The following is a 15,807-nucleotide window of genomic DNA, read 5'->3' on the forward strand; positions in this document are numbered from 1 at the left end:
TGAGGTAATCAAAATGAGTGAATTGAAAACAAAACAGGTCTTTGATGAACCGTTGAAGACCTCGTTCGACGAGCCTGATAATAATGAAATTAGTCCAGACTTGGGTGCCCAACAGCTATTCACGGAACAAGAGAAGTTTGTACCCGTCGCGCCACAAGTGGAAATAGACATTGATGGTGACGCTGAGTTGCAATTGGAACAAGTGATTCGACCGAGCAAAAAGAAAAAGTGGTTTGGAACGGGTTTACTGGTCGCTTTCTCCGGTCTGGTGGGCTGGCAGGCGATTGACTCTGTCATTACTGCTATTCAAACCGCTGACTGGCTAGCTTTAGGTTGGGCAGGCTTTATCGCTGCCATTGCTTCATTAGGTTTAGGCGCAATAGGCAAAGAGTTGTGGAAGTTGCGTTCGCTGAAAGACCATTTCAGTGTGCAAGAGCAGAGTGAAGAGTTACTGCAAAGCCAGAGTGTTGGTAAAGGCAAAGCGTTCTGTGAAAACATTGCCAAGCAGGGCGGCATAGTGGCTGAATCTCCTTCATACGATAAGTGGCGAAATAGCATTAATCCGGCGCACAGCGATGCTGAAGTGTTGGATATGTACGATGCGTTGGTCGTGAGTCAGCAAGATAAGGTCGCTACTCAAATCGTCACTAAGTTTTCGACGGAATCCGCGGCCTTGGTTGCTGTGAGCCCGTTGGCTGCTGCTGATATGTTGCTGGTGGCATGGCGTAATTTCACTATGATAGACAAGCTTGCCGACGTCTATGGTATTGAGCTTGGCTATTGGTCTCGCATTAAGTTGTTCAAGTTGGTGTTAATCAACATGGCAGCGGCAGGGGCGAGTGAGCTAGCGATTGATGCGAGTATGGACTTAGTCTCGATGGATCTTGCGGGTAAAGTCTCAGCTCGAGCAGGGCAGGGTCTTGGTGTTGGTATTCTTACTGCACGACTTGGTCTGAAAGCGATGTCATTGCTTCGACCTATGCCTTGGCACAATGACCGAAAAGTAAAACTATCAGACCTCCGCAAAGCTGTCCTTTCTGAAATAAAGCGTATCACTCTCAAATAAAGTATTGAAAGCTCAATAGTTTGAGAAGAAGAGTAAACATATGTTTACTCTTCTTCTTGACTGAACTCAGAGCTTAATCCACACTACTGTCAACTTATCCTGACACCTATAATAGGACTATTTGTGCGTCTTGAAGTATTGTGTGAAGACAGACTCGGCTTAACGCGTGAGTTGCTCGATATCTTGGCCTCAAAAAGCATTGATTTAAGAGGAATCGAAATTGATGTTAAAGGCATTATTTACCTAAACTGCCCTGATATTAATTTTGATGCTTTTAGTGAACTTATGGCTGAAATTCGCCGAATTTCAGGTGTGAAGGATGTACGTAAAATCCAATTTATGCCGAGCGAAAGGCATAATACCGAGCTGATTGCTCTGCTGGCTAACCTGCCAGATCCCGTGATTGCGATTGACCTTAAAGGCTCAGTCGACATGGCGAACCACGCTGCATTGAACCTATTCGGCAAGCAAGAAGACGAAGTCATCGGTGAGCCGTTAGCGACGTTTGTGCCTAGCTTTAACTTTGCTCGTTGGATCGAAGGCGATGTAACGCGTCACCGTGAAGTCGTGGTGTTAGAAGGTTTGGACTTCTCTATCGAGATACTACCGATTTATCTTGGCGGCGACGTTAACGAAGCGGTACTGGCGAGCGCAGTAATGACGATTCGTTCTTGTAATCAAGAGATGAATTCGCCAGATTCAATCCCTGAACAGAACAACCTAGGTTTTGAACACTTTGTTGGTGTCTCTAATCGCCATAAAGCCTTGATCAGCCAAGCTAAGAAATTGGCTATGCTGGATCAGCCTCTACTTATTGAAGGGGACACAGGCACGGGCAAAGAGATGTTGGCTAAAGCGTGTCATAACCGTTCGAACCGAGCGTCTTTCCCATTCTTGATTCTAAGCTGTGCATCAATGCCTGATGACGTGGCTGAAACTGAGCTGTTTGGTCATGCTCCGGGTTCATTCAATCATGAACAAGGTCATAAAGGCATTTTCGAACAAGCGAATGGCGGCACAGTATTTTTAGATGAGATCGGCGAAATGAGCCCGCATCTACAAATCAAACTGTTGCGTTTCCTACAAGATGGTTCATTCCGACGTGTAGGCGAAGAAGAAGAGATGCACGCCGATGTGCGTATTATCGCGTCAACACGTCATCGTCTTTCTGAATTAGCTGACTCAGGTTCATTTCGTGAAGATTTGTTCTACCGTTTAAACGTTTTGACTCTGTCTATTCCGGCACTGCGTGAACGCTCAAACGATGTAGCGCCTTTGTTGGAACTCTTTGTCGCAAAATACGCACAGCAATTGGGCATGTTAAAACCAAAACTGACGGTAGAACTTATCGATCAGTTAGGGAATTACCAATGGCCGGGCAACATTCGTCAATTGGACAACATGGTTCTTCGTGCACTAACAGAGTTGGACTCAGACACACTAACGGTTGAGCAGTTCCACTTGCCTCAACTAGAAACTATGACGGCAGGAATGGCGAACTTAAGTTTAGACGGTTCACTCGATGAGATCATGAAAGACTACGAGTCGCAGATTCTAGAGAAGCTGTATCAGTCGTTCCCATCGAGCCGTAAGTTAGCAAAACGTCTGAATGTTTCTCACACCTCAATTGCGAACAAACTTCGCGATTACGGTATCAGAAAGAACTGATCGAATAAGAACATGATTATGGAAGATTTGAGCACACCAGAACGCATTTATAAGCGCGATGGAAACCTGATTCTACGTACCGCTGAGATAGATGATGCGAACATGATCAGTGATTACTTTCAAACTAACCGAGAGTACCTTAAGCCTTGGGAACCAATTCGTGAAGATGCGTTTTTTGATAGAACGGGTTGGGCGCAGCGCCTGATTAAGCTAAACGAACTTCATAAAATGGGGCTAGGTTATTACTGTTTGCTTGTTAATGATGACACCAACGAAATGTTGGGCACCATTTCATTCAGTAATCTGTCTCGATTCCCTTTCTATGCGTGTAATGTCGGTTATTCGCTTGCTGAAAGTGCACAAGGCCACGGTTACATGCGCAGAGGCTTAAGCATGGCAAAGGACTATATGTTTGATGTTCAGAACATGCATCGTTTGATGGCGGGTTATATGCCTCATAATGAGCGTAGCGCTGGTGTGTTAGAACATTTAGGTTTTGTTCGTGAAGGCTTTGCCAAAGATTATTTGCAGATCAACGGTAAATGGGAAGACCATATACTGACTGCATTAGTTAACCCGAACTGGGAAGATAGGCGCGCTGTTTAGATACCAATAGTCATTAGGCGTAAGTATCAATTAAACGTAAATACAGATTTAGAGGCAGTGACGAACATAGATAAAATGAAACCGTCACTGTATCAAAAAGAGCATATAGGCATGGTAATCCATAAGCCTAAGAAGAAATTTGAGGAATTTTGATGTCATATACAACTTTGGACGAATACCAAAGAAAATGGATTTTTACTCACCAGTCGATGCCATTACCGGCAGAGGACTTGGAAAAGATTAAACCAATGACACAGGCAAGGGCGTCTCAGTTTTGGAAAGAGAACGTAAGCCCACAAAGCCCGGACGCTGAAAGACTAAGTTCGCAAGACTGGCCAAACAAGGCATCCAACTGGAACGAAGAGATCAGTTGGATGGAAAATTGGGAAGCCGATGAGCCAGAAATGCCAGAAGAGATCCTTAACTTTATTGATTGGCAAGATGACGTAACTGTTTATTTTTGTTATGAAAAATACAACATTCTCGAAACTAAGTGGTCGGTTTTTAAGAAACACTGGAAGAACTTTTTGTTCTACGATGATGGCCCAATTTTGCTAGGTCGCCGTCGTTCAGAAGCTCTTTGGTTTGCAACAAACGGCACCGTTAAAATTGGTAACCGGGCTTAAGCTTCAGAACGTATGTATAGCTGTATAAAAGCGAGCCTAGTGCTCGCTTTTTTATTAGAGCTGGGCATAACGTTTACTCATTTTGTTTTCATACATCTGCGTGTCTGCTAGTCGTATTAACTCTTCGGTAGCTGGAATATTTGATGAGTAAATGAGTGAACCATGACTAAAGGTAGCATGGCAATCTATACCTAGCTTTTGAGAGTGTTTGTTAAAGTCTGTTTGTATTCGGCTTAGAATCTTATTTAAGGAGTTTTCTGTGACGTCTCTACATAATAAGATAAATTCATCTCCTCCAAGCCTTCCACAAATATCTTCCTTGCGGGTGTTGTACTGAAGTGAATGAGAGAGCGACTTTATATATTGGTCGCCAATATTATGTCCGAAGTTGTCATTGACATGCTTAAGACCATCTATATCAAAATAGACAGCTCCAATGCTAACTCCACTATCTATGGCACTATCGATGAATTTAGGGGATTCACTTAATATGGCTCGCCTATTAAAAACCTGAGTTAACTCGTCATGATTAGAAGTGTATTTTAATTTTCGTACTCGCTCAGCAATGTGAACCTCTCTCTCTAATAGAGCACGAATACTCTCCATTAAATTTATCTGTATCGGTTTATAAGAGGTCTCTTTAGTGTCTAGGGCACAAAGTGTCGCAAACATTCTGCCGTCTGATTGGAAGATAGGTAAGCCAAGATAAGAAACGTAACCCATTTGCGTCAGTTCTGGGTTGTCGCTCCACTCCTCTTTACCGGAAGCATTTTGTACATAAAGCATGGCCTTGGTTTCCATCACTTTCTTACAGTACAAATTGATGTCTCTAGGGATGATTTTTCCGGGGTTTGCTTTTACGCCTGGTGATGAAGACATAGCAATGTTTTGGAATCCAACTTTTGACGTAAGAATAAGCCCTACAGCCGGCGCATTAAGCACTTCTGCTATGTTGTTGAGCATACTTTTCCATAAAGAGAGGTCCATTTCTTTAACTAGATCATTGATGGCATATTTAGAGCTGGATTGATATATATTGGTAAATGGCATAAATGATCACCTTTTTGGAATGTCATACTGTTGACTCTAATGTCAAAATTTCACCTTTGCAATCTGAAATAATGCATTTCCTTCTATTTGTATTTTTAATAAGACAAAGCTGTAACCCCTAGGTGGTGCATTTATAAAAGCATTCAAAAAATCATCATGACCATATTTATTTTTTAATAAAAATAAGTGGTTTATCTGTTTGAATAATTCAATTATAAAGCTGTTTTCGATATGTAAATCACAAATTCGTTATGGTTTAACCGGAAAATATTGAATCAATAGGGGGGAGCTCTATATTGGGAAGTGTAGCCTTAGTGGAGGTGAAGTATTATGATTTGGGATACTCTCGAACGTGTAAATAAACTTCGCAAGGAAGCAATGGAGGATCCGGATTTTCTGGATTCGGCAAAAATGCATGAGCAATGGCTTTTAAGCGAAACTCATAATCAACCTAAGAATGGAGAGAAAGAGAAGAAACCGAAAAAGTTATCAGACATCTATGAAAACACCGAATTTCCTATTAACCCAACCGGAACGAAACATTAATAATGATTAACTGCAACACGGCTAAGGCTCTTAACCAAAAAGCTATAAGTCGATTAAACATACCAGCCTTAAGCCACCAATAAAAAAGCCACTTTCAACGAACCGAAAGTGGCTTTTTCTTTTCTTGTTAGCTTCTTTACTCATTAACAACGAAAGCTAATCGTTTTGAATGCTAGCTATTGATCAGGCTTAAGCCGCTTGGCAATGCATCACCAAACACGCGCTTAGACTCGCTCTCAGAAAGCTCAGTGACTTCACTTACTAGCGTTAGCCAAGACTCTGGCACCTTACTTTGCTTTAACTTTTCAAGAACTTGAGCACGGTAGTCATCAGAGATATCGAACTGTCGGTCACCCGTCTTACGACAAATCATCACAGCCGCGAAGGCAATCATCTGCTCTTTCTGCCAATTCTGGTCAAGCAGCTTTGGTAACCACTGTTCTGCTTGCTCTCTTGGAATGACGCTATGTTGGCTTCCGTATAACGGTGTGCGAGACGCTAAGCGACCCAGAGCCCACCAGTGAGCCTGTTCGAACTGATTATGGTTAATCGCTTTGCTTAAGAACCAAGTCGCTAATAGAACCTTGTCTTCCACTTCAAGTTGCTCAAGTGATGCTGCCAATCTCACCATGGCTTCATAACCATTGTCTTGTGCATCTTTAGCCGTTTTAGGGTTCTTCATTGCACCTGGGTGAAGGTACTTCGCGATATCAGCCAAGATGGTTTCTTGCTGCTCTTGATTCAGGCCACCCGCAACACGGCGCCAGAATACCCACCAATCTGTCCAACCTTGATGGTTCTGGAATTGGATGTTTTGTTGGTATAGCCCCCAAATTTGTTCAATACGCCATGAGTCGGTTGGATCACCAAAGCCAGGTCGCATAGAGTAACCCGCTAAACGCAGCCAGTTTTTCTCGTGTGCTTCAGAGCGACGACGTCGTTTACGACCTAATGAGAACGAATCAAACAGGTGCCGGAGAGTAGTAAAGTCCCACTCTTCGCGCTTACCAAGTCGTTTCTCAAGATCTTTGGCCAGCGTTTTGATCTCTTTAGATTCCGCACTTTTCTTGTTGCCGCTATACAGGCGAGAAATCAACTCCTTACATTCGTCCAATCTTGGATGAAGTTTAGAGTTATCGGATTCATCGCCTTGCTTGTTTCTGACTTCGAACTCAAGTAACCAACGCTTAGTGTCATCTTCCGTACTCACACACTCCATTTTCAATGTGCCGACTTCGGTTAATTGACAAGCGAGCAATACTTCAACGCGCTCTTTTTGGTTGGCTTGAAGCTCTGCAGTGCCTGACCCTTCAAGCGTTGAAATATACGGTGGAAGAGGGGAGAACAAGTCAGCGTCGACATTGACCATCACGCCGTTTTGAATGGCAGTGTCATGAGCAATTTGATCGTGTGTTGAAGTCAGTAGATTGAAACGTACCGGCTCACCCAAAGTCAGTGAGAAACGACGGCTGTTTAAACGTATCTCTTGGCCTTCTTCAGTCCCTTTAGCAAGCAGACAAAGCGCTTTACCCATTTTGTTCTTCTCTTGTAAATGCAAGAAGTAAGAACGGGCAGCACCGCCACCGATTTTCAGCTGTGCACCACGGCGTGCTTTACCAAAGGCAACCGCGCCAAGGGCTACAGACCAGTCAGGGTGAGGGTTATCTAAGACGGTGATTGGTGCACCGTTCCAATTGCCAAGTAACTGAGTAATACGTTCAGTGACAAGCTCACTGTTAAATACACCGCCGTTGAGTAGCACACCGACGGGTATCGCTGGCTTTGTCTCATCAAATTCGACTGCGCCAGATTTCTCTAGTGCCGCTTTTGATACTTGCTGGTGTGTCGCTAGGAATTCGGCAACGTGCTTACTTACCGCAGGATCTGCTGCGTAGGGTAGGCCGAACTCAACCACCGCGCTGCGGCGTTTGTCAGGTACTTCAGTGAACTCAGAAAGTGGGAAGAAACCTTCCAGTGCAATCTGATGAACTTCTTGTTTGGTTAAACCAATACTCTTCGTACCGCCAAGCAGTTTTGAACCGCTGCCCAGCATGGTGATCTTCACATCGTCTGGCGCATTAGCAGAAAGCAGGCTCTCTTTTGCGGCGCGAGTCTGCTGAATAAGCTTGGTTAGGCTAGACGCATTCAGCTTTTTGTTTTGATTGAAGCGTTGCTCTGCAAGGTGAGCAAGGGCTAAATCGAGGTTATCACCCCCGAGCATCAAGTGTTCGCCAACGCCGATACGGTCGAGTGCGAGTTCTTGGTCATCCCCATTGTTTGAGTTGAAGCTTGCTTCGATCAAACTTAAATCGGTGGTACCGCCCCCAACATCACACACTAGAATCAGCGGGATCTGTTGAAGTTCATCAGCAGCGGTTTTTTGGTGACGTGCATACCAGTCATAACAAACGGCTTGAGGTTCTTCGAGTAACAGAATCTTACCCAAGCCCGCCAGTTCTGCCGCTTCGAGTGTCAGCTTGCGTGCTGTCTCATCGAATGAAGCAGGAACGGTGACTACAACATCTTGGTCTTCAAGCTTGTTGCTTGGGTTACGGTAGTTCCATGCTTGGTGGATGTGGTTCAGGTAGCTTGCGCTTGCGACAACAGGGGACACCTTATCGACGTCAGTTGCGCCTGCCCAAGGCAGAATATCGGAGTTACGATCAACCGCTTGGTGAGATAGCCAGCTCTTAGCACTGGATACTTGGCGGCCTTCAACTTTTGCGCCCAGTTCGCGCGCCCATTCACCGACGATGACGTTTTGAATATCTCCTTTAACCAAGCTCGGTTCCCAAGGCATAGTGAGATCGGAAGGAGAGATCTGGCCTTGTGCTGGATGGTAACGAAATGAAGGAAGCAGCGGTTTACGAACCACTTCACCGGGACCGATGAGTTGGTCAATATCGAAAAGAGAAACGGGAGCATGTTGTAGGTCGTCGTTGATTTCACAGTAGGCAACCACAGTGTTGGTTGTGCCTAAGTCAATGCCGACTAAAAAACGAGGAGATGCCATACAAAACCTTATTCTGCCAAAGTGATGACCAGTTAATGGATAGTCTTGGTCTTATTATTGTCTTTGGAATGCTTTTAATACAGGGCTAGGGAATCGCATTGATAAAGTAACGGCACCCGTTAAGGTGCCGTTGATTCATTATGCTTGTTCGTTTGAGTCGCTATTCGTATCTTCACGAACGTCGAACTCAACGTGCCATTTCTGACCATTGTCAGTGGCAATCGCTTCTAGGTATAACGTGCCTAATTCAGTAACACGAGACGCTAAAGTCACCGGAACCACTTCACCTTCGCGACGACCTTCAGAAACAGGCAGTGTCACTTGGATTTCAGGAAGCTCATCAAGATCTTCTGGAGCCCAGTGATCAAGGTGCGTACCTGCTTGGTCTTCACGACGTGTTGTTGAACCGAAGAATTGGAAGTGTACTGGCTGACCAATCACTAGACCGAACTCTTGGCTAGGAACTTGAACGCTTGAGCCTTCTTCCATACCAAATGGTGCAACACACAAAGCTTCCATCGGAGGAGCCATACCTGGGATAGCTGGCATCGCGCTTTCAATTCCTACGTAGTAAGAAGAAGCAATACCACCGCGGATACGAACGCCTTGGCCACGACGTACTGCGCCGTAGTAAGAAGCGCCACTTGCAACCGCTAGGTCTAAGTCTAAGCCCGAAAGCTGTTTAGCGAATTCTACGTCTGCATTAATTAGCCATTCATTGATCGTGTCTGAAAGACGATCAGCAAGTAGGTTAGATTTTAGAACACCACCATTGAACAGTACCGCTGTTGGTTTGATGAAGTCTGCTGCTGGCGCTTCCGCACCTGGCATACCCGGCATGTTTGCAAATGGGTTGAAATCTTGTTGAGCGGCTTCACTATTTCCAGAAAGCGCATTGGCTTGCTTAGAAAGGAATGCGGCAATGTGACGAGTAATACCTGCGTCTTGAGCGTAAGGCAGACCCATTTGAGTCAGTGCACCACGAGTTTTCTGTACCGGGTGATCCGTTACAGCGACTTGTGGGAAGAAGCCATCAACCAATGTTTGTTGTACTTCTTGCTGAGTCAGTTCTGTTTTCAGTGTTGCGCCAAGTAGCTTAGAGCCACGGCTTGGAACAACGATCGGCACAGATTGAAGCTCAGCATCATTAAGCAATGCTTCTTTCGCATCACGACACGCATGAGTCATCGCTTGAACCTGCCAAGGAGCCAGTTCTTTGCCTTCTTGAGCCAGTTTCATTTTCAGACGGTAAGCTAACGCTAAGTCCATGTTGTCGCCGCCAAGTAGGATGTGTTCACCTACTGCGATACGGTTCAGACTTAGGTTGCCTTCATCTTGTGTTACTTCAACCAACGAAAGGTCAGTCGTACCACCACCGATATCAACAACAAGAACGATGTCGCCAACGTTCACTTCATCACGCCATGTGTCGTTGCTGTTATCAATCCAGCTGTAAAGAGCCGCTTGTGGCTCCTCAAGAAGTGTCAGGTGAGTGAAACCAACATTACGCGCAGCTTCAGCTGTTAGGTCACGAGCTGCAGGATCAAACGAAGCTGGAACGGTGATCGTTACATCTTGGTCTGCCAGTTTGTGTTCTGGGTTAGCGTGGTTCCAAGCATCTTTAAGATGCTCTAGGTACAACTCAGTTGTCTTAAGCGGAGATACTTTTTCAACTTCTTCAGGGCTACCTGCAGGAAGGAACGCATCACGACGGTTCACACCACCGTGGCATAGCCAAGATTTAGCACTTGCGACCAAGCGGATAGGGGTTTTAGAACCAAGGTTACGCGCAATAGCACCAACCAGTGCTTTAGGCTCAGAAGACCAAGGCAGAACGCGAGAACCCGCATTCATTTCATGTTCGTGCGGCTGGTATAGGAACGAGCCAAGTTGGCTGCGAGTTTCTACTGTACCAGGTGCCGTTAGCTGAGGGATTTGCATCACCTCTACACGAGCATCTTCATTGGTTGTGTCGATGTAAGACAAAACGCAGTGTGTGGTACCTAAATCGATACCAACACTGAACTTAGGCGCCTGATGTTCTTGTGAATGCTCTCGGTCTTGAGAAGATAGCTCTTGAGCTGAATGACTTTGGTGTTCCATTATAGCTCCACCTCTGCCGGGGCAATCACAGATGCATCGTAGTTCTCAGCAAGCTTAGGCAGGTTCATGTCAGTTGCTTTCCAACCTTTGTGAACCAATGTGCCATTGAACGGTGCATTGCCCGTTACATTGCCTGTTAGGCGAATTTCTTGTGGGTTGAAGCCTTCAACAACTGTGATGCGCGTTTCTTCATCTTCTGTGCGGATGTGAGACAGCGTTACGTAGTCTGCTAGTACTTTTTTACCGCCAGTGTGAATAACACGTGCTGCTGCACCAACTTCTTCATCAGAGAACGAAGTCAGGTCTTCTTTTAGGAAGTCGATTAAACGCGCTTCTTGTTGCATGATAGACAGAAGTTGCATTGCAGAATCTGTCGGTGCTGTTGCTAGCTTAGATTCAACTTCAACGACTTTCTCGATCACTTTTTCAACTTCAACAACTTTCTCTACTTCGACAATTTTTTCAACTTGCTTTTCAACTTCAACGATTTTCTCTACTGGTTTTTCTACGACTTTCTCAACCACTTTGGTTTTACGAGAAACGGCAATTAACAGTAGTAAAACGCTTGATGCAGTTAAGCCTGCGTGAAGCATATCAAACGTCTGTGGGATTAGGTTCAAATCAACGATCATAGTGATTTCTCTTTAAAATTGATTTAACGGTATATTCGTCGGTTTAAAGGAATATACAGGTTGGAAAGAAACTCATCGGCGCAAGTCCGAAACGGTCACTTTCAAGCTATAAATATGGGTGGATACTAGCATATTCAAGGCTTAAGAGTGGTATTTAATGTTTTCGATTAAGTGGGTTTTTGGCGTGTTAGCTTGAAATTTAGCCGAGATTTGTCTGAATATTGCTCTCTGATGTAAGCGAGAGGTAAACTATGCCCGTTTTATGTCAGTTTTAAGACTAAACAGAAATGGAGCACGATTCTCTTCCGTTATATACTTTCAACTCATTAGAGCCTATTTGGAACCTATATGCCTCACACCACCGACCCATTAACAGGGTTGAAGAGACGAACTCTCCCATTGGTCGTATTTGCGGTCAGTTTTTTGATTACTGTGTTGTGTTTTATCTTAGTCGCGCTGAACCAAAACCGCGCACTGAATATGAATTTGAATAGCTTCGCAAATCATCAGACACTGAGCTTGGAAGCGTTTATCGGCAATGATGTGGCTTATATAGGTTCCGGCGCTAATTTTTTCTATTCCAATGATCCCGAGAACTGGGATAAATTCGACCGTTTTGCTCAGCAAACCATTAACGATTCAAAGAGTCTAATCGGTTTGCAGTGGATGCAAAAAGTGTCAGTAGATGAGATTGCTGAACACACGGCTAAAATGGAAGAAAAGTACCCATTCTATAAGTTATTCACCATCCCGAAGCATGAAGCAAAAACCTATGGCTACATCTTAGATGGCGAGCCAGCTTTTATCGCCAGCGATATCTATCCCAATACCCCAGCGAACGATAGAGTTCTCGGTTTTTACTCTTCTCGCGAGCGATTTAAGCTTATCTTAGAAAACATTAAACAGACACGCGAAGCGAATATTTCAGACAAGGTTCGTTTGATACAAGATGGCTTAGATCAAGAGACACCAAAGAGTGGCATGTTGGTTTATCACCCTGTGTTTGAAGGCGAAAGTGACAATTTACTCGGTGTTGTGATTGGTGTGGTTCGCACCACGTATTACTTTGAAAATCTGCTGGCGTCTGCCGTGGGTGATATGGATGTTTATGTTCGTGTTACCGATACTGGATTCGAAGCGGAAGATTCGCCAATTTTGTTCGAAACTGATGGCTATGACGCGGTTTCTGGGCATCACATAACCAAGACTATCGCACTGACTAACCGTGATTGGAAAGTCGATTACAAAATAGATTCATGCATCTCTTTTTATGGTTATTTGGTGTTAACAGGCATCGCATTGGTCGGTACAACCATCTCATTGTTGTTGGCGTATATCGTTAACATGCAAATCAGAGAGAAAGATCGCTTGTATCGAATGCTGAATAAGCGAACTGAAGAACTTCGCTTCTTAGCTGATCACGACAGCCTGACGGAAATTTATAACCGACGCGCGTTCAATAAGAAGCTAGACAAAGCCATTGAGCGAAACCAGCCCTTTAGTCTCGTTGGGTTTGATATCGACAAGTTTAAAGGTATTAACGACCAGTTCGGTCACCCAGCGGGTGATGCTTTGCTTATTCATGTCATCAAGCTGATCTCGGTGAACCTGAAAGAAGGGGACGACCTGTTCCGCTTAGGTGGTGATGAGTTCTGTATTATTTCTAGCATCTCAAACCATGAAGCCCTGAATCGTTACTTAGAGTGCATTATCAACACCGTAAGTCACTCTCATTGCGAACACAAAGGTCGACAGTTAAGTTGTACTTTGAGTATCGGTGCAGCCATTCGTGACAGTGAGGACTCTGAAGAGATCATGCAAAAAGCGGACAGCATGCTCTACCAAAGTAAGTCAAATGGCCGAAATAGAGTCACAATTGCAGGCTAAATGAGCACTTGGTGCAACTGGGGTCGAGTTCTTTATTGGGCTCATGTACAATTTCAAAAAACTTTTGATGAAAGAATTGGGCGACGTATGAATCACAATCGAGTGGTATGTTTCGATTTAGAAATGTGCTGTTGGAGCAAAGATGGTGTAGGAACAACAGGAGAGATCATTGAAGTGGGTCTTGCTGAGATCGATCTTGTCTCTGGAACCATCGTGAAGCGCGCGCAATATTACGTTAAGCCTGAAAAAGACGAAGTCTCTCTGTTTTGTGCGGAGCTAACAGGTATCACACCTCGCAAGATAGAAAAGCAGGGGCGTCCTTTAGAATCGGTGATTAAATCGATGATTAAGAACTTCGGTGGCCCAAAGAAAATCTATGCCGCTTGGGGGCGTGATGACCTTATCTTACACAAAGAATGTATAGAGAAAGGCATCGAACCGCCGTTTAGCGAGTTCTTGAATATCGCGACACTTTATCGTGTTCAAAACCGCCTTAAAGAGAAACGCATCGGACATCGCGCCGCTCAAGAAGCTAAGAACATTGAGTGGGAAGGTCGTCAGCACTCTGGTTATGTCGATGCTTATAACCTCGCGAAACTGACATTGACGATGCTTTAGTCTTTAAAAGCGCTCGGTCTCTGAAAAGAACAACAGACAACAAAAAGCCACCTTCTAAGTCTCTATATGATCTGAGTATCTATATGAAAAACTAGGTGGCTTTTTTGTTATTCAAGGAAAGACTTTCAGCCTGTTTCCTTATTTAACCTAGTGCCTAATTCACCCTAACTATTTACCAAGCATGTTTTTTAACTTATCACCCTTATCGAAAAAGTGATGCTTTATCGCGCCTAGCACATGTAACGTTATCAACGACATGAACACCTTAATTGCAGTCGCATGAATAAAAAACAATAGGCTAACCATCTCTCTTTTTGTTGCCCCTTCACTAAATACCCATGAATAAACACTGAATATCGGTGTATCAATCAATGCAATACTTAAACCCGATACCGCAATAAAGGTCAGTGTTACCGCCTGAATAAGTTGCACTATTTTTGGAATAGTAAATCGACGTTCACCTCTTTTCGGTTTAGCGAGCATTCTTGCAATCAGTATGTTGATCAACACCAGAACAACAGACCCAAAAATCTGATGTATTAATATTGTTGGGTATTTATCTGGGAAGGGGAGTAATCGGCTCGATATAAACCCAAGCGTTAAGGTCATCATAACAGCACACAACATTGCCCAATGTAATGAATCGACTTTGTTATTTTCGTGTTTGTTTATTCTATTTTGTATTATTTCTTGGTTCATACGATATTCCATTATTAGTGTTGTTCGATTTATTATATTTATCTGGCGTGTGTTATTAATATGTTCACCGAATGTTTAATATTAATAATAACGTATCGATTTAATTAATATTAAATCGTTCGTATTGCTCTTGATGGCGGTTTTATCTCTGTTAGCGTAGTCGAATCTAACCCACGGAGAACGACATGAAGAACATCAAGAGTTTGATTAAACGAGCCATTGCGTTGAGTTTGTTGAGTGTGAGCCCCTTAGTTTTAGCCCAGCCCGTTGTACTTATTAACACCTTCTCAGTTGAAACTAGTAAAGAAGCTGAAACGTTAGCGTATTGGGAAAGCGCTAGGGACGTACTCATTGAACAACCGGGATACATCTCTACCACGCTGCACCGTTCACTAAGCGCTGATGCCACCTACCTGTATGTGAACGTCGCCAATTGGGAGAGCCAGAAGCATTTTATCGACGCTATCTCTGTGATGAGGAAACAACTGCCTGCACTCGATATTAAGGGTGTGACTGCCGATCCTAATCTTTACGAAGTTATTCGCCACTAATTGAGAGTTTGTTTAAATGAAATATGTACCACGATTGTTTTTAGTTCTTTTTAGCTTTTTGTTCTCTGTCAGCAGTTATTCTGCGGCTTATGGCGTTTCCGTTGCATGGAAAACACAAGACGCCCAAGCGGTATTCGATGCCATGCCTACTCAGAAAAAGGCGTTTGCTAATCTGATTGATGCAGGGCTAATTCACGACATGTTTATCTCTGAAAGCTTTATTGGCGATCAAGCATTTCCAATCATTAAATTTGTAATGGAAGCAGACAGCGAAGAAGAAGTTCGACGTGTTATTGGTAATCTTCCTCTTCAATTTAAAGAGTTAGCAGAAATAACAGAGGTGAGAGATATCGGAAGCAAGTGGTTAGATACTGAAGTTGCGTTTAAAAATTATGCGATTGAGTTATCTTGGAAAGAGCCGGAAGATCAATTAATTGCAGACAAAGTAATCAGCGTTGATTTGCAAAAAGTGGTGGACTGGAGTGCTCAAGGCGTTATTACTTCGGCCTATTTAAAAAACCAAGCGATTGCAGAAGCTCAAGCTAATCAAATGGCGATGATCAGACCTATCTATTCGATTGCTGTATTAGCACGAGATGAACAACATGCACTTGAAATTGCTAATGAACTTAATGCCGTTAAATTAGGGTTTGCTAGTGTAAATATCAGTGAACTTGGTTTTAAACTCGCGTTATGATTTTTGAAATAAAATAAATTTCCATGTTATTCTAGGGTGAGTTTA

The 15,807-nt window shown here is 43.8% G+C and carries 14 protein-coding genes; 9 read left to right on the forward strand and 5 right to left on the reverse strand.

The genetic code is table 11. The annotated features are described in order from the left end of the window. The first annotated feature begins 13 nt into the window (after positions 1–13). The 4 genes from OW495_RS00825 to OW495_RS00840 all read left to right on the forward strand — a co-directional run bounded on the left by OW495_RS00825 (position 14) and on the right by OW495_RS00840 (position 3,966). Positions 14–1,066, forward strand: coding sequence for a TIGR01620 family protein (locus OW495_RS00825; protein WP_289884411.1), 1,053 nt, complete (start codon positions 14–16; stop codon positions 1,064–1,066). Positions 1,067–1,189: 123 nt separating this feature from the next. Further along, entirely contained in the window at positions 1,190–2,734 is a 1,545-nt protein-coding gene (gene tyrR / locus OW495_RS00830; protein WP_017108195.1) for a transcriptional regulator TyrR, read from the forward strand. An 18-nt stretch (positions 2,735–2,752) separates the two neighbouring features. Beyond that, positions 2,753–3,340, forward strand: coding sequence for a ribosomal protein S5-alanine N-acetyltransferase (gene rimJ, locus OW495_RS00835; protein ID WP_065103735.1), 588 nt, complete (start codon positions 2,753–2,755; stop codon positions 3,338–3,340). A 152-nt stretch (positions 3,341–3,492) separates the two neighbouring features. Continuing rightward, complete coding sequence (locus OW495_RS00840; RefSeq protein WP_289884415.1) at positions 3,493–3,966, forward strand: DUF2947 domain-containing protein; 474 nt, start codon at positions 3,493–3,495, stop codon at positions 3,964–3,966. 54 nt (positions 3,967–4,020) lie between these two features. On the opposite strand, the gene OW495_RS00845 is transcribed toward OW495_RS00840, so the two are convergent. Next, complete coding sequence (locus tag OW495_RS00845) at positions 4,021–5,016, reverse strand: sensor domain-containing diguanylate cyclase (RefSeq protein WP_289884417.1); 996 nt, start codon at positions 5,014–5,016, stop codon at positions 4,021–4,023. Between the two features lie 330 nt (positions 5,017–5,346). Here OW495_RS00845 and OW495_RS00850 point away from each other — a divergent pair, with 330 nt between their 5' ends. After that, positions 5,347–5,562: a hypothetical protein gene (locus OW495_RS00850; RefSeq protein WP_099166761.1), complete on the forward strand. Its 216-nt coding sequence runs from the start codon at positions 5,347–5,349 to the stop codon at positions 5,560–5,562. Between the two features lie 172 nt (positions 5,563–5,734). Here OW495_RS00850 and OW495_RS00855 read toward each other — a convergent pair whose 3' ends face one another. The 3 genes from OW495_RS00855 to OW495_RS00865 all read right to left on the reverse strand — a co-directional run bounded on the left by OW495_RS00855 (position 5,735) and on the right by OW495_RS00865 (position 11,310). Then, complete coding sequence (locus OW495_RS00855) at positions 5,735–8,575, reverse strand: Hsp70 family protein (protein WP_102291634.1); 2,841 nt, start codon at positions 8,573–8,575, stop codon at positions 5,735–5,737. Between the two features lie 138 nt (positions 8,576–8,713). Further along, positions 8,714–10,678: an Hsp70 family protein gene (locus OW495_RS00860; RefSeq protein WP_289884421.1), complete on the reverse strand. Its 1,965-nt coding sequence runs from the start codon at positions 10,676–10,678 to the stop codon at positions 8,714–8,716. Next, a complete protein-coding gene (locus OW495_RS00865) occupies positions 10,678–11,310 on the reverse strand; it encodes a DUF2760 domain-containing protein (protein ID WP_017108190.1) in 633 nt (210 codons plus the stop codon). Before OW495_RS00865 ends, OW495_RS00860 begins: the two co-directional genes overlap by 1 nt. A 348-nt stretch (positions 11,311–11,658) precedes the next feature. On the opposite strand from OW495_RS00865, the gene OW495_RS00870 reads away from it, so the two are divergent. Next, complete coding sequence (locus OW495_RS00870) at positions 11,659–13,197, forward strand: sensor domain-containing diguanylate cyclase (RefSeq protein ID WP_099166764.1); 1,539 nt, start codon at positions 11,659–11,661, stop codon at positions 13,195–13,197. A gap of 87 nt (positions 13,198–13,284) precedes the next feature. Beyond that, positions 13,285–13,815, forward strand: a complete 531-nt coding sequence (locus OW495_RS00875) for a 3'-5' exonuclease (RefSeq protein WP_017109700.1) — start codon at positions 13,285–13,287, stop codon at positions 13,813–13,815. A gap of 168 nt (positions 13,816–13,983) precedes the next feature. Here the strand turns inward: OW495_RS00875 and OW495_RS00880 are convergent, their stop codons facing one another. Further along, positions 13,984–14,514, reverse strand: a complete 531-nt coding sequence (locus OW495_RS00880; protein ID WP_099166765.1) for a cytochrome b/b6 domain-containing protein — start codon at positions 14,512–14,514, stop codon at positions 13,984–13,986. Between the two features lie 194 nt (positions 14,515–14,708). Between OW495_RS00880 and OW495_RS00885 the strand changes: the two genes are divergently transcribed. Both OW495_RS00885 and OW495_RS00890 read left to right on the forward strand, forming a co-directional pair. Further along, positions 14,709–15,065, forward strand: coding sequence for an antibiotic biosynthesis monooxygenase family protein (locus OW495_RS00885; RefSeq protein ID WP_026084105.1), 357 nt, complete (start codon positions 14,709–14,711; stop codon positions 15,063–15,065). A gap of 16 nt (positions 15,066–15,081) precedes the next feature. Further along, complete coding sequence (locus OW495_RS00890; RefSeq protein ID WP_065112282.1) at positions 15,082–15,762, forward strand: hypothetical protein; 681 nt, start codon at positions 15,082–15,084, stop codon at positions 15,760–15,762. The last annotated feature ends 45 nt before the right edge of the window (positions 15,763–15,807 follow it).

It is taken from the genome of Vibrio sp. 14N.309.X.WAT.E.F5 (assembly GCF_030397615.1).
GTDB lineage: Bacteria > Pseudomonadota > Gammaproteobacteria > Enterobacterales > Vibrionaceae > Vibrio > Vibrio lentus.